Origin of the sequence: Shewanella waksmanii ATCC BAA-643, from assembly GCF_000518805.1 — a bacterium.
Classification (GTDB): Bacteria; Pseudomonadota; Gammaproteobacteria; order Enterobacterales; family Shewanellaceae; genus Shewanella; species Shewanella waksmanii.
In genome coordinates, this window is the sequence record NZ_JAEH01000056.1 from 1 (window position 1) to 14922 (window position 14922).

A 14922-nucleotide genomic window follows, 5' to 3' on the forward strand; every position below is an offset into this window, starting at 1 on the left:
TGGCTTGCAAAGAGTGAAGAGCCTAGCTGTTCGACGGTTAAACTCGTTAACACATATCAGAATCGCTAAAAATCGCCAATCTGGCGCGTTTTAGGCTGGCTACTTCTGCGTTGAATAATACCAATCAGTATAAACATTTAGTCACTCAGCGAGAATTTAGCGGTTCTGAGGTAAGGTCCTTAAATGCTCCTGCATTAATGACATTCACCACATCCATGTGGCTTGCAACGAGTGAAGAGCATAGTTATTCTACGGTTAAGCTCGTTAACACAGCATCAGAATCGCTAAAACTCGCCATTCTGGCGCGTTTTAGGCTGCCTACTTCTGCGTTGAATGATTTCACAAGGGAACAACCATTGTTTCAATCATTCGCCTTGAATTAGTTTGCCCAAAGCGCGCTGAGTAGATTAAATTCTTATACTGATTGGTATAACCTCACAAGGGAACACTATTGTGAGGTTATTCCCCTTAAACTCGTTTGCCCAAAGCGCTAAGTCGACTAAATTCTTATGAATGGTTGGTATAAATTGTTTAAAACGCGGCGCGGCCCAATTGTCTTTCACCTATTCTCAAACACCTATATTTTGGCATGGTTATACAGCTAAACCTGTATTAATGGCTGCTTAAGCCGAAAATTAGGCTGTCAGTGCTAATATATGAAATTTTCGCATAAGCTGGGTTGCTGTTTTTTTGAACGGTTAGGTGTGTCGATTTGTAGCTCAAAATAATTGTTAACAAATCTGCCGTTGATATTTGAAATTGCTGCTAACCCTGATAGGGAAGGGCACGGTAAAGCTTTAGGTGTGCCTGAATCAAACAATTATCGACATTGTGATCCGTTTCTCATTGTTAAAATCCTCAATAACCTTTTAAAACACACGTATTTTTCGTAGCGATAAGGTGACATTTACGGTAAAATGCGCCCGACCAGCGTGATTGCGATCGCATTTCTGTAATAAATCTGCGCTAGCTCAATGCGATAGAGTTTGTTTAAAACCTGTCGTAAATAAAGCAGGAACGCGACGCATTATCTTTCCTTCATAACGTAGTGCTTGTGGATATGATTACAATAAAGAAAGGGTTGGACTTGCCTATAACGGGCGGACCAGAGCAAGTTATCCATGATGGCCCAGCCATTAAACATGTAGCTACTTTGGGTGAAGAGTATATTGGCTTACGTCCTACGATGAAAATCAAAGTGGGCGATAAAGTGCAAAAAGGTCAGGTGATTTTTGAAGACAAAAAGAACCCTGGCGTTAAATATACTGCTTTAGCCAGTGGCACAATATCAGAAATTAACCGAGGCGCTCAGCGTGTTCTTCAGTCAGTAGTTATCGAAGTAGCAGGAGATGACAGCATCTCTTTTGCTAAATACGAAGCTAGTGCTTTAGAGTCGCTTGATCAGCAGCTTGTTCGAGATAACCTTATCGAATCGGGGTTATGGACAACGCTAAGAACGCGTCCATTCAGTAAAGCGCCTGCTATTGACTCAACCAATGCCGGCATCTTTGTTACCGCAATTGATACTAATCCACTTGCAGCTGATCCTGCCGTTATTATTAACGAGCATAAAGCTGAGTTTGAGAACGGATTAAAAGTACTTTCGCGTCTTACCGAAGGTAGTGTTTACCTTTGTAAAGCGCCTGGTGCTGATATGCCTACAGCCAATGCGCAAGTTGAAGAATTTGCCGGCCCGCACCCCGCAGGTCTTGTTGGTACGCATATCCACTTCCTTATGTCTGCTTCTGCAAAACGCACAGTTTGGCATGTGGGCTATCAAGATGTGATTGCAATCGGTCATCTATTTACTACTGGTGAATTGACAACGCAGCGCGTTGTTGCACTTGCGGGTCCTAAAGCATTGAAACCACGCCTAGTTCGTACCCACGTTGGTGCGTCTACCACTGAACTTGTTGCCAATGAAGCAGCTGACGGTGAAATTCGTGCGATTTCAGGTTCTATCTTAAATGGTAAAACCGCTGCGGGTGCCCACGCATTTGTAGGCCGCTTCCATAATCAGGTTTCATTACTTGAAGAAGGTCGCGAGCAAGAGTTCATCGGCTGGGCTATGCCTGGTGCGCAAAAGTACTCAATTACACGTGCATTCCTTGCTCATCTATCGCCATCACGCTTGTTCAACATGACAACTAGCACAGGTGGTTCTGACCGTGCCATGGTACCGATTGGTAACTATGAGCGCGTGATGCCGCTTGATATTTTGCCAACCATGTTATTGCGCGATCTAGTATCGGGAGATACTGACGGGGCAGTGACCTTAGGTGCATTAGAGTTGGATGAAGAAGATTTGGCACTATGTACATTCGTATGTCCAGGCAAGTATGACTATGCGTCATATCTGCGTGACTGCTTAGATACGATTGTGAGGGAAGGCTAATGGGCTTGAAAGAGTTTTTCAAAGGTATTGAACCGCAGTTTGAAAAAGGCGGTAAATACGAAAAGTGGTATGCGCTTTTTGAAGCTGCATACACAGTATTTTATACACCGGGTCATGTAAACAAAGGTCGTACTCACGTTCGTGATAACCTTGATCTTAAGCGCATGATGATCACCGTGTGGGCGTGTACTTTCCCTGCAATGTTCGTGGGTATGTATAACGTAGGTTTGCAAGCACAAGTTCAATTGCTTGCAGGTTTCGCCACGCCAGATACATGGCAAGTAGCCCTATTTGGTCTATTTGGTACTGAGCTTACTGCATCATCAGGTGTGCCTGCCTTAATGTGGTACGGTGCTTGTTGGTTCTTACCCATATATGCTGTGACCTTTGCGGTTGGTGGCATATGGGAAGTGCTGTTTGCCTCAGTTCGCGGCCATGAAGTTAACGAAGGTTTCTTCGTAACCTCAGTACTGTTTGCGTTGACCCTACCGGCAACAATCCCACTTTGGATGGTTGCACTGGGTATCACCTTCGGTGTGGTTGTAGCGAAAGAGATATTTGGCGGAACAGGGCGTAACTTCCTTAACCCTGCGCTGGCCGGTCGTGCTTTCCTTTTCTTCGCGTATCCTCTTAGCATGTCTGGTGACACCACATGGGTTGTTGCTGATGGCTACTCAGGAGCTACGGCGCTGAGCCTAGCGGCACAAGGTACGCTTGAGTACGGATTCACTCAAGACTGGTGGGATGCATTCTTTGGTTTCATTCCAGGCTCTGTCGGTGAAGTATCAACTGCTGCAATCTTGCTTGGTGGTCTAGTTATCATCTATACCCGCATCGCGTCATGGCGCATTGTTGGTGGTGTGATGGTCGGTATGATTGCTGTATCAATGTTACTAAACCTTATCGGTAGCGACAGCAACCCAATGTTTGCTATGCCTTGGTACTGGCACTTTGTACTGGGTGGTTTTGCATTCGGTATGATGTTCATGGCAACTGACCCAGTTTCAGCTTCGTTTACAAATAAAGCTAAGTGGGCTTACGGTATCTTGATTGGTGCGATGGCGATATTTATTCGTGTCATCAACCCAGCATTCCCTGAAGGCATGATGTTGGCCATCCTATTTGCCAACTTATTTGCGCCACTGTTCGACCATTTTGTGGTTCAAGCGAATATCAAGCGGAGGATTGCACGTGGCTAGTAATAAAGAGTCGTTCGCAAGAACGCTATTCATTGTTGTTGGATTATGTTTTGTTTGTTCTGTTGCCGTATCAACAGCGGCAGTACTGCTAAAGCCAACTCAACAAGAAAATAAATTGCTTGATAAGCAAAAGTACATTCTTGAAGCTGCAGGTCTTATTGATACTAAAGCTGGCAAGGTGACTAAAGATGAAATCATTACCGCTTACGACAAGTATGTTGAAGCTAAAGTAGTTGATTTAAAAAGTGGTGACTGGGTTGAAGGTGTAGATGCAAATACCTTTGATGTTGAAAAAGCTGCCCGTACTCCGGCCACGTCTTTCAAACCACAAAACGATATTGCTTCAGTTAAGCGTGTTGCTAACCAAGGCGTTATCTACTTAGTCAAAGACGATAGCGGTGAACTTGCGACGGTTATTATACCGGTTAAAGGTTACGGCCTATGGTCTACCATGTTTGCTTTCCTTGCAGTAGAAGCTGACCTTAACACCATTCGTAGCTTGGTTTATTACGACTTCACTGGCGCGGGTGAAACCCCAGGTCTTGGTGGTGAAGTTCAAAACCCAATCTGGATCGCGAAGTGGCAAGGTAAGAAGCTATATAACGCAGCGGGTGAACTGGCTATTAGTGTGACTAAAAACCCAGTGGTTGCGGCTTCAGAGCACGGTGTTGATGCACTATCTGGTGCCACGCTAACAGGTAACGGTGTTCAAAACTCGCTGGAGTTCTGGTTAGGTGAAGAGGGCTTCGCTCCCTTTATCGAGAAAGCTCGCAACGGAGGGCTAGGATAATGGCTAACGCTAAAGAGTTAAAAGAGGTTCTAGCAGGACCGATTATTAGCAATAACCCAATTGCCTTGCAAATTCTGGGTGTATGTAGCGCATTGGCGGTGACCAGTAAAATGGAAACTGCTGTGGTAATGACTATTGCACTGACCGCAGTTTGTGCGTTTTCAAACCTATTTATCTCGTTAATTCGTAACCACATTCCAAGTAGTGTGCGTATTATCGTACAGATGACGATTATTGCATCTTTGGTAATTGTGGTTGACCAGGTGCTTCAAGCTTATGCTTACGATATTGCTAAGCAGCTGTCAGTATTTGTTGGTTTGATTATTACCAACTGTATCGTGATGGGACGTGCTGAAGCTTACGCGATGAAGACACCACCATTGATGAGTATGATGGATGGTATCGGTAACGGTTTAGGCTATGGCGCTATTTTGGTTGCCGTTGGTTTCGTTCGTGAACTCTTTGGTAATGGCTCGCTATTTGGTATTGAAATCTTGAGCAAGATTTCTGATGGCGGTTGGTATCAGCCAAATGGTCTGTTATTGCTTCCTCCAAGTGCGTTCTTCCTTATCGGTGTGCTGATTTGGATCATTCGTACGATGAAGCCTGATCAAGTAGAAGCAAAAGGGTAAGCACAATGGAACATTATATTAGTCTATTAATTCGTTCTGTTTTCATTGAAAACATGGCCCTGTCTTTCTTCCTTGGTATGTGTACCTTCTTAGCAGTATCTAAGAAAGTAACTACAGCCATGGGTCTAGGTGTTGCGGTTATTGTGGTATTGGCAATTTCAGTACCCGTTAACCAAATCATTTATCAAGGTCTTCTTGCTCCGGGCGCATTGGCTTGGGCTGGTGTACCTGATGCAGATTTGAGCTTCCTTAAGTTCATCACCTTTATTGGTGTAATTGCTGCACTGGTTCAAATCCTTGAAATGACATTGGATAAGTACTTTCCACCGCTATATAACGCGCTGGGGATTTTCCTACCACTGATCACCGTTAACTGTGCAATTTTTGGTGCAGTTTCGTTCATGGTTGAACGTGATTACAACCTAGGCGAAAGCTTAGTGTTCGGTATCGGTTCTGGTATTGGTTGGGCACTGGCAGTGGTATTACTTGCCGGTATCCGTGAAAAGATGAAGTACGCCGATGTACCTGACGGACTGCGTGGTTTAGGTATTACCTTTATTACCGCTGGTTTGATGGCTCTAGGTTTCATGTCGTTCTCAGGTGTGTCTCTGTAAGAGGCACATTGACGACATCTTAATTTGAACCTTAAAGGATAAGTTAATGGGTATTCTTGAATCTACACCAATCGATGTATATCTCGGTGTGACTATGTTTACCGCGATTGTATTGGTTTTGGTTTTGGTTATTCTTTTTGCCAAATCAAAGTTAGTACCAAGTGGTGATATTACAATTAGCATCAATGAAGATGCTGATAAAGCGATTAAGACTGGCGCTGGCGGTAAGCTGCTAGGTGCACTGGCTGATAACGGTATCTTCGTATCAAGTGCATGTGGTGGCGGTGGCTCTTGTGGTCAGTGTAAGGTTATCGTTAAATCTGGTGGTGGTGACATCCTACCAACAGAGCTAGACCATATCTCAAAGGGTGATGCCCGTGGCGGTTGCCGTTTATCTTGTCAGGTAAACGTAAAATCAGACATGGAAATCGAGCTTGAAGAAGAGATCTTTGGTATTAAGAAGTGGGAATGTGAAGTTATCTCTAACGATAACAAAGCCACCTTTATTAAAGAGCTTAAGCTTGGTATCCCTGATGGTGAATCAGTGCCGTTCCGTGCCGGTGGTTATATTCAGATTGAAGCACCAGCGCACCATGTTAAGTACGCTGACTTCGACGTACCTGAAGAGTACCGTGGCGACTGGGAACACTTTGGCTTCTTCAAGCTAGAGTCTAAAGTTGACGAAGAAACAATCCGTGCATACTCCATGGCGAACTATCCTGAAGAGGAAGGTATCATCATGTTGAACGTACGTATTGCGACGCCGCCTCCACGCAATCTTTCACTACCTTGCGGTAAGATGTCTTCATTCATTTGGAGCCTTAAAGCGGGTGATAAAGTGACTATTTCTGGTCCATTTGGTGAGTTCTTCGCTAAAGAAACCGATGCAGAAATGGTATTTGTTGGTGGTGGTGCAGGTATGGCGCCAATGCGTTCACATATCTTCGACCAGCTTAAGCGTCTTAACTCTAAGCGTAAGATGAGCTTCTGGTACGGTGCACGTTCAAGCCGCGAAATGTTCTATGTGGAAGACTTTGATGGCCTAGCGGCGGATAATGATAACTTCCAGTGGCACGTAGCGTTATCAGACCCACAACCAGAAGATAACTGGGATGGTTACACTGGCTTTATTCACAACGTACTTTATGAAAACTACCTACGCGATCATGAAGCACCAGAAGATTGTGAATTCTACATGTGTGGTCCTCCAATGATGAACGCAGCGGTTATCGGTATGCTTAAAGACTTAGGCGTTGAAGACGAAAACATCCTACTTGATGATTTCGGTGGATAATCTGCTACGGCTTAGATAGTATCTACGCAATTGAATGGCAGTCTTAACATTAAGGCTGCCATCTGTAGTTTAGCGTGATAAAGGATATTGGTCATATGATTAAGGCCTTAACAAATGGGTTAGTCCTAGTGGGGCTAGCCTTTTTTATTTCAGCATGTGGTCAACAACCACAACTTATTTCCCTTAGTGGTGAAACCATGGGGACCACCTACCACATCAAGTTGGTGCCCGGTGATAAAGAACCTAATCAGCAGTTACTGCAAGCGGAAATTGATGTCGCTTTAGAGTTGGTCAACAACCAAATGTCGACCTATCGACAAAACTCTGAACTTTCTAAATTCAATCAGTTACGCCGCAATGAAACGGTCAGAGTATCGACTGATACTGCCTTGGTTATCAGTGAAGGCATCGACCTATACCACAAGACCGATGGCGCTCTGGATATTACCCTCGGCCCACTAGTGAACTTGTGGGGTTTTGGCCCGGATAAACGACCGACATCAGTCCCTTCTCAAGCTGTGATTGATGCAGCTAAAGCCAAAACAGGTATAGAGCACCTGCACCTTGATGGACTTAAGTTGCGTAAGACCATACCAGACTTGTATGTCGACTTATCATCAATTGCTAAAGGCTTTGGTGTTGATAAAGTTGCCGAAATTTTAGATAAGTATCAACCTAAAGGTTACTTAGTTGAGATTGGCGGTGAGCTGAGTTTATATGGTCTGAAAGCCGATGATACGCCGTGGCGTGTTGCTATCGAGCAACCAGATGTTGACGAGCGTCAGGTACAATTAGTGATAGAACCTGGAAATTTGGCCATGGCTACGTCGGGTGATTACCGCAACTATTATGAAGAGCAAGGGCGCCGTTTTTCGCATTTGATTGATCCACGCGACGGTTATCCGATTGATCATCATTTAGCATCGGTGACGGTTCTGCATCCACAATCTATGGTGGCTGACGGCTATGCCACAGCGATGATGGTGCTAGGGGTCGAAAAATCATTGGCATTAGCTGAGCAAGAGCAGCTAGCGATAATGCTAATTGAAAAACAATCTGATGGGTTTGAAGTTCACTATAGCAGTGCGTTTAAGCCATTTGTGAACCTCTAACAGATGCATGATATCGTTTGTTGAACGGTGTATAATAGATCATACCCGCGTTAGTGATTTTACGGATAAAGACAGAATAACGCCGAAAATTATTTTAACTGAGTGAGCAACACTGAGTTAGATTGGAGAGTTAACATGAGCACTTTTATTGCAGCATTTGTCGTGTTACTGCTGTTCTTTGTATTGATGTCGATTGGCTATATTGTTAAGCGAAAAGCTGTGGCAGGAAGTTGTGGCGGTTTAGGCGCATTAGGCATCGATAAAGCTTGTGATTGTGATGACCCATGCGACAAGCGTAAAGCCCGCATGGCTGAAGAAGAAGCGCGAACTGAAAAGCTCACTAAAGACCGCATCTTGTAAGCAACAAGCACGATGAAAAGCACCTTAGGGTGCTTTTTTTGTGCACGGTAAAAGGTCAATCTAATTGCAAATGCTAACGCTTATCATTATTAAGTGATTGTAATAAAAGGAAAATTTGTTTTTTAGCAAAAAGTGTAATACCCTGCTTTTTGATTTAGATCAATTTTATTCAGGGAGAGCTTCATGAAAGGTGAGCCAACAGTTATTGCTCAACTCAATAAAGTACTAACCATAGAGTTAACGGCAATCAATCAGTACTTCTTACACGCAAGAATGTTTAAAAACTGGGGCTTAGGTGAGCTAAATGAGCGCGCCTATAAAAAGTCTATCCAAGATATGAAGCACGCTGACAAACTGATTGAGCGGATCTTATTTCTTGAGGGGCTGCCTAATCTGCAGCAGCTAGAGAAGCTCCGTATTGGTGAGCACAGTGAAGAGATGCTTAGCTGCGATAAAATCCTACTTGAGCAACAAATCCCAGTGTTAAAAGATGCCATTGCTATCTGTGAACAAGCCCAAGATTACGTTAGCCGTGAGCTATTGGAAAAGCTGCTTGATGATGAAGAAGAGCACTTAGACTGGGTTGATGCGCAGCAAGAGTTGATTGGCATGACCGGTATTCAAAATTACTTACAATCGCAAATGGACAAGGACTAGGAGCACGACATGAAAGGCAATCAAGACGTTATTGATACACTCAATGGCCTGTTAACGGGTGAGCTTTCAGCAATGGACCAGTACTTTGTTCATGGCCTAATGTACGAAGATTGGGGACTTGAACAACTCCATGTGCGTATTTCACATGAATCTGACGATGAAAAAGAGCATGCGGCGAAACTAGTGCAAAGAATTCTATTCTTGGGTGGCACACCAGATGTGGCGAGTCGTGAACCATTAAAGATTGGTAAAACACCCGAAGAGATGCTCAAAAACGACTTAGAGTATGAATACATGGTGGCTGATAACCTTCGTAAAGCAATTGCGCAGTGCGAACAGAAACAAGATTATCAGACGCGCGAGATCTTAGAGGTATTGCTGGACGAGACTGAATCAGACCATATGTACTGGTTAGAGAAGCAGCTAGGTTTGATTGATAAAATTGGTTTGCAAAATTATCTGCAGACTAAAATGTAGGCAAAATGCTATTAAGTATGCGCTTTGTTCACTAGAGCTGACAAAGCGCATTTTTTGATTATTCCTCCCTGTGGTACACACTGTTTTATCTTTATTTGTTGACGTTTTATATCGTCAATCCATCCCTTTACTTATCTAATTATCTGTTCACCCCTGTATGGGTAACGCATCATACTTATTTGTGCTGCTGATCACATTTCGCGATTAAATCTAATTTGAAATCTGGTAGATTAATAGGCTGATTGTAAAAGAATAATGATAATAAGGATGCCTAATGGGACTGATTAAACGCTCATTAAGTTTACAACTAGTGGTCGCAATTGTTGGTGCATTAGCAGTGTTGCTGGTGATGGTTTCAGCGTATTTAGTTAACGCAGAAAGCGATCGTACTCGTGCCCAAATTGACACAGATCTTGCCAGTCTCGTTAATCTCAAATCCCATGAAGTTGGCAGCTATTTTGTCACTAAAGCCAAATTGGTTGATGCGGTGTTTTCATCACCAGAAGTGGTTGACTGGTTTACCCAGTATGATCGCAGGCTGAGTGATATTGACAACGATCCCCAGTATCAAAATGTTGTTAAGTATTTCCGTCATTTCTCCGATACGGATAGCGACATCAAATCCGTATTCTTTGGCTCAGCCAATACCTTTGAATATTTTGATCTCAACGGCCGTTACAACGACGCCAACTACTACACCAATAAACGTCCGTGGTGGCAGGAGGGTATCGACAAGAATGGCATGTATGTGACCGATCCCGCTGTTGATGCCAATGATGGCTCAATTTCCGCTACAGTAAAATCGGTGATCCGTAACTCACAAGGCCAGTTTATTGGTATTGGGGGGATGGACATTCTTATTGATACGATTGGTAGCGAGCTGCTGGCATCGCTTAAGTATCAAGGAGAGGGCCAAGCTTTCCTTATCACCGAGGGTGGCAAGCTGGTTTATTTCCCTGGATTTACAGAATCGTTTCCACCGGGTACAGATGCGAGTAAAGTCGATACCCAGTTCCGTGATACTCAAGGCTTTGGTGCTTTAGCTCAGCAAATGGCACGTCATGGCAGCGGCAGCGCTGGGTTTGGCACAGTGACTTATCAAGGTGAACCGCAACGGGTTAGCTACGTTAGCGTTGGTGCTGATTACCCACAGCAGCGTTGGTATTTAGGTTTTATGTTGCCTATGGACGTCATTGAAGCCCCAGTAGATGAAGCGGCTTGGAGTGCGACCATATTAGCTGTGGGCATTATGTTGTTGGTGGGGGTGACAGTATGGGTCATGTTGATTCCATTTAGGGCGCAAATTAACAAGTTACTTGATGCAATGAAAGATATTGCTGAAGGCGACAGTGATCTTAGCAAGCGGATCCATATGCAACGTGAAGATGAGCTTGGGCAACTGGGCGATGCCTTCAATCAGTTTGCAGTTAAAGTGCAAACCATGTTGAAACAGACGCAAAGCCTAACCGCAAAAGTGGATACCGGCGTTGATAATGCGGTGTCAGTGTGCGAGCAAGCGCTAGTGAGCGTGGCTAAACAAAAGCAAGAGATAGCATCTGTGGCCACTGCCGCGACTGAGATGGCACACACTTCACAAGAGATGGCCAATAGTGCGCAGCGTGCGGCAGAGTTTGCTGAACAAGCAGAATCTGAATCTTCTGCCGGTACCGCGATTGTGGCTAAAGCCAGTCAAGGTATGGCGTCATTGTCGCAGCAAGTGATTGAAGCTGCCGGAGTTGTGCGCCACCTGAGGACCAGCTCAGAGCAAATCGGCGAGGTGCTAAGTGTGATTCGCGGCATAGCTGAGCAAACCAATCTGCTTGCACTAAATGCTGCTATTGAGGCAGCTCGCGCCGGTGAGCAGGGCCGCGGTTTTGCTGTTGTTGCCGACGAGGTTCGTACCCTAGCGTCGCGGACACAAGACTCGACAGCCAATATTCAAGAGATTATTCAAACGCTGCAGCAAAATGCCCTAGAGGCTGAGCAGGTGATGGAATCTGGTGTTGAACAGGCCAATGTAGGCCAAGATTTGACGGCACAAGTCGAAGAAGCACTCAGTAGCATCTCCAGTGCGATTACTGCAATTCAGCAACAAACCATTGAGATCACCTCTGCGGTGGGTCAACAAGCTGTTGTGGCTGAAGAGGTCGCTTGTAATGTCGAGAATGTGCGTGGTCTTTCTGATGAATCATTGTCATCGAGTGAAGCACTGAGTCAAAATTTACGCGAGTTCCAGCAAGTCACCGAAGCGCTGTCTGAAAACATACAGCAGTTCAAAGTGTAATTTGATTCACTCTGCCTAGAAAAAGCAGCCTTCATTCGGGCTGCTTTTTTGTTTTTGATATCCCATTTATCACGCAGTCGTTTAAATTGGTGAAATAATCGCCATAACGTTGCCGCCTAAGTTGAGCACTGTTTAAATATACAGTATATTGACGTTGGAGGTGCTGTGTGAAAAAAATTATTCATGTCGATATGGACTGCTTTTATGCCGCGGTTGAGATGCGTGACTTTCCTGAGTTGCGCGGCAAGCCTATTGCTGTGGGCGGACGCAGCGATCGACGTGGGGTGATTAGCACCTGTAATTACGAAGCGCGCCAGTTTGGCGTGCGCTCTGCAATGGCATCGGCTTACGCGTTGCGATTATGCCCAGATTTGATTTTAGTGCCTGGCCGCATGGATGTGTATAAAGAGGCATCGGCGCAAATACGCCAGGTATTTGAACGCTATACCGACCTGATAGAGCCGTTATCACTGGATGAAGCCTACTTAGATGTGAGTGACAGCAAACAACATAAAGGCTCGGCCACGTTAATCGCCGCAGCAATTCGGCAGGAGATTTTTGAGCTTACCGGGTTAACGGCATCAGCGGGTATTGCCCCGGTTAAGTTTTTAGCCAAGATTGCTTCAGATCTGAATAAACCTAATGGTCAATATGTGATAACGCCAGAGATGATCCCTGAATTTGTTAAAACCTTGCCCCTGCTTAAGATCCCAGGCGTGGGTAAAGTGACTGCGAAAAAGCTTGAGCAGATGGGATTAACCACTTGTGCCGATGTACAAGCTTTTGACCATGCTCAGTTGATTCAACGTTTCGGCAAATTTGGGCATGTACTTATTGAGCGCGCGCAAGGGATCGACCCAAGAGCGTTATCTACCCATCGTGAGCGTAAGTCCGTTGGCGTTGAAACCACGCTGGCAAAAGACATCCATACGTTAGATCAGTGCAAAGCGGTGATGCCGCAGTTAATTCAAGAGTTGGGCGCACGGGTAAGCCGTAGTGCTAAAACCCGGCCGATCCATAAGCAAGTCGTGAAACTTAAGTTTGATGATTTTAAGCAAACCACGATTGAACATCGTAGCGATGAAGTGTCAGTTAACTTGTTTTATGAGTTATTGGAGCAGGCGATGGATAGACGCGAAGGCAGAGGCATTCGTCTGCTAGGCGTATCGGTAGGCTTAGCTAGCGAAATGGTCGCGCAAGATGCAGCGACTAAATCCAGTGCCCAGTTAGACTTAGGCTTTTGAGCTTTTGGCTACTGCTGTGGGTATGACAGTGACAACGCTTGAGTAAATAGCGGTAATAAGTATTTTTAAATATATAAAAACGCTACGCGGGTTGGCGTAGTGTTTACCACTGTGCATAAGGCAATTATCAGCTATTGTGATTAATTACCTTAAGCCATCAATTTATATCACGGTTCATATTACTATCGCCCATGTTATGCGTTATTTGACGATGATGGTTTAATAAAGGGTGACTTGCACCTCTATCCACGCGTCAGCCGTGCCTAATGTTCCGCCTTTATCACCTTTGCTTGAACTCACTATTTTAGTATCCATTCCCATAGAGAGGACTGTCTCAACTTATGACTAGTCAGACTGTTTGGTGGCTAATCTTTTGTTATAAAACTTTTTATTATCAGTTCTGCTGATTTAAAGCTGGGGCAATAATAAATTTAAGTCAGCAAGGATATAGCGTGAGTGATTGCTAATTATTTGAACGAATTCTGGGTAAGTGATTTTAAATGATAAATAAAGATTCAACCTTAATATTTTGATGATATTTTTCGCCTAAATTGCCTCGGCGCAAAATGATGAATGCATTTTGCTTTTGGGAGTTAGTTTATTAATAAATTAACTAACACCTATTTATCGGTGAATTTTTTAAGAAAAATATGAGGTCAAAATGGTTCAAGGTAATAAACTCGCGATCTTAGTGGTTGGTGCAGTAAGCTGCACAACAACATTACTAGCATCAATGCCTGTCGCGGCAACAACAATTGCGGTTATCGGTGATTTTGGTGACGTTGGTGCACCGCTGAGCGATGTCAGTGAATTAGTTTACAGTTGGAATCCTGATGCGGTACTCACCGTTGGTGATAATGATTATGAAAATAACTATGCGCTTTCAGTCGTGGCCTATTACGATACTTTCATTAGTGCAACTTGTTCACAAAATCGATTCTATCCCACATATGGTAACCATGATTGGAAAGGACGAGATGGATATGATGCAACCTTCCCCTGTGTCACTGACTACTACAAGTTTACCCAAGGTGATGTAGAGTTTTTCACAATCAATAGTGATGATATGAGCAATGCTCAGTCTGACTGGCTAGAAGATAATGTCCGTAGTTCTACAGCTTTATGGAAAGTGGTCTATCTGCATCACTCGCCCTTTTCAAGTGGTCGCCACGGCAGCAATCGTGAGACTCAATTGGACTATGCCAAGTGGGGCGTGGATGTTGTGTTATCTGGCCATGATCATAGTTACGAGCGCATACAGCACGAAGGGGTGTACTACTTTGTAAATGGTTTGGGTGGCCGTTCTCCGTATAATTTCGAGAACTGCTGTGTTGTAGGTAGTGAGTTTCGATATAACCAAGACAACGGCGCAATGCGTATTGACGTAGAAGGTGACTCAATGCGAGTGCGTTTCATCGACCGCAATCACCAGACGATTGACGATGTCACACTAACCAAGCAAAACGACACACCGCCAGAAAGTGGCAGTAATGAACTAATCAAAGGGCAAGCGCGCCTAATTTCGGGACAAAGCAATAGCAGTTTAGATTACTATTTTGAGTTACCAAGTGGTGCCAGTAATTTGCGCGTTAGCCTATCCGGTGGCAGTGGTGATGCGGATTTATACGTCAAGTATAATCAACAACCAACGGTGAATGACTATGACTGTCGTCCTTGGAAAGGCGGCAACAATGAGGTATGTGATAGTCTTTCTGCGCAAGCAGGTAGTTGGTACATTATGGTTAATGGTTATCGTGACTTTGAGGATGCCGTATTGTCAGTTGACTGGGACTAATCCTCAGCACTTATAAGTAGCCCGGCTTAGCGCCAATATTGATTGGCTGTAGTCCGGTTTTAGCCTATT

13 protein-coding genes are annotated in these 14922 nt (G+C 44.4%); all 13 read left to right on the forward strand.

Annotated features, from left to right (window positions below; genetic code table 11):
* Window positions 1-1060: 1060 nt before the first annotated feature.
* The 13 genes from L865_RS0117740 (at window position 1061) to L865_RS0117800 (ending at window position 14853) form a co-directional block, all read left to right on the forward strand.
* Window positions 1061-2395 (forward strand): Na(+)-translocating NADH-quinone reductase subunit A, encoded by a 1335-nt coding sequence (locus L865_RS0117740; RefSeq protein ID WP_028774472.1) that lies wholly within the window; start codon window positions 1061-1063, stop codon window positions 2393-2395.
* Window positions 2395-3594, forward strand: coding sequence for an NADH:ubiquinone reductase (Na(+)-transporting) subunit B (locus L865_RS0117745; protein WP_028774473.1), 1200 nt, complete (start codon window positions 2395-2397; stop codon window positions 3592-3594). Before L865_RS0117740 ends, L865_RS0117745 begins: the two co-directional genes overlap by 1 nt.
* The gene (locus L865_RS0117750; protein WP_028774474.1) at window positions 3587-4384 is read left to right on the forward strand and encodes a Na(+)-translocating NADH-quinone reductase subunit C; all 798 of its coding nucleotides are present in this window, start codon (window positions 3587-3589) and stop codon (window positions 4382-4384) included. Before L865_RS0117745 ends, L865_RS0117750 begins: the two co-directional genes overlap by 8 nt.
* Complete coding sequence (locus L865_RS0117755) at window positions 4384-5016, forward strand: NADH:ubiquinone reductase (Na(+)-transporting) subunit D (RefSeq protein ID WP_028774475.1); 633 nt, start codon at window positions 4384-4386, stop codon at window positions 5014-5016. The genes L865_RS0117750 and L865_RS0117755 overlap by 1 nt, the downstream gene beginning before the upstream one ends.
* Window positions 5017-5021: 5 nt before the next feature.
* Window positions 5022-5630 (forward strand): NADH:ubiquinone reductase (Na(+)-transporting) subunit E, encoded by a 609-nt coding sequence (gene nqrE / locus L865_RS0117760; RefSeq protein ID WP_028774476.1) that lies wholly within the window; start codon window positions 5022-5024, stop codon window positions 5628-5630.
* Between the two features lie 46 nt (window positions 5631-5676).
* The gene (gene nqrF / locus L865_RS0117765) at window positions 5677-6924 is read left to right on the forward strand and encodes an NADH:ubiquinone reductase (Na(+)-transporting) subunit F (RefSeq protein WP_028774477.1); all 1248 of its coding nucleotides are present in this window, start codon (window positions 5677-5679) and stop codon (window positions 6922-6924) included.
* Window positions 6925-7019: 95 nt separating this feature from the next.
* Window positions 7020-8036 (forward strand): FAD:protein FMN transferase, encoded by a 1017-nt coding sequence (locus L865_RS0117770; RefSeq protein ID WP_028774478.1) that lies wholly within the window; start codon window positions 7020-7022, stop codon window positions 8034-8036.
* A gap of 135 nt (window positions 8037-8171) precedes the next feature.
* Window positions 8172-8396 (forward strand): (Na+)-NQR maturation NqrM, encoded by a 225-nt coding sequence (gene nqrM, locus L865_RS0117775; protein WP_028774479.1) that lies wholly within the window; start codon window positions 8172-8174, stop codon window positions 8394-8396.
* A 183-nt stretch (window positions 8397-8579) separates the two neighbouring features.
* Complete coding sequence (gene bfr, locus L865_RS0117780; protein ID WP_028774480.1) at window positions 8580-9053, forward strand: bacterioferritin; 474 nt, start codon at window positions 8580-8582, stop codon at window positions 9051-9053.
* A 9-nt stretch (window positions 9054-9062) separates the two neighbouring features.
* Complete coding sequence (gene bfr / locus L865_RS0117785; protein WP_028774481.1) at window positions 9063-9530, forward strand: bacterioferritin; 468 nt, start codon at window positions 9063-9065, stop codon at window positions 9528-9530.
* A gap of 274 nt (window positions 9531-9804) precedes the next feature.
* On the forward strand, window positions 9805-11814 hold the full coding sequence (locus tag L865_RS0117790) for a methyl-accepting chemotaxis protein (protein ID WP_028774482.1): 2010 nt from the start codon (window positions 9805-9807) through the stop codon (window positions 11812-11814).
* Window positions 11815-11981: 167 nt separating this feature from the next.
* A complete protein-coding gene (gene dinB / locus L865_RS0117795; protein ID WP_028774483.1) occupies window positions 11982-13058 on the forward strand; it encodes a DNA polymerase IV in 1077 nt (358 codons plus the stop codon).
* A gap of 661 nt (window positions 13059-13719) precedes the next feature.
* Complete coding sequence (locus L865_RS0117800) at window positions 13720-14853, forward strand: pre-peptidase C-terminal domain-containing protein (RefSeq protein ID WP_028774484.1); 1134 nt, start codon at window positions 13720-13722, stop codon at window positions 14851-14853.
* Window positions 14854-14922: the final 69 nt, after the last annotated feature.

Coding starts and splice junctions, on each gene's coding strand:
- L865_RS0117740 (WP_028774472.1), top strand. CDS start 1,061: ATGATTACAATAAAGAAAGGGTTGGACTTGCCTATAACGGGCGGACCA.
- L865_RS0117745 (WP_028774473.1), top strand. CDS start 2,395: ATGGGCTTGAAAGAGTTTTTCAAAGGTATTGAACCGCAGTTTGAAAAA.
- L865_RS0117755 (WP_028774475.1), top strand. CDS start 4,384: ATGGCTAACGCTAAAGAGTTAAAAGAGGTTCTAGCAGGACCGATTATT.
- nqrE (WP_028774476.1), top strand. CDS start 5,022: ATGGAACATTATATTAGTCTATTAATTCGTTCTGTTTTCATTGAAAAC.
- nqrF (WP_028774477.1), top strand. CDS start 5,677: ATGGGTATTCTTGAATCTACACCAATCGATGTATATCTCGGTGTGACT.
- L865_RS0117770 (WP_028774478.1), top strand. CDS start 7,020: ATGATTAAGGCCTTAACAAATGGGTTAGTCCTAGTGGGGCTAGCCTTT.
- nqrM (WP_028774479.1), top strand. CDS start 8,172: ATGAGCACTTTTATTGCAGCATTTGTCGTGTTACTGCTGTTCTTTGTA.
- bfr (WP_028774480.1), top strand. CDS start 8,580: ATGAAAGGTGAGCCAACAGTTATTGCTCAACTCAATAAAGTACTAACC.
- bfr (WP_028774481.1), top strand. CDS start 9,063: ATGAAAGGCAATCAAGACGTTATTGATACACTCAATGGCCTGTTAACG.
- L865_RS0117790 (WP_028774482.1), top strand. CDS start 9,805: ATGGGACTGATTAAACGCTCATTAAGTTTACAACTAGTGGTCGCAATT.
- L865_RS0117800 (WP_028774484.1), top strand. CDS start 13,720: ATGGTTCAAGGTAATAAACTCGCGATCTTAGTGGTTGGTGCAGTAAGC.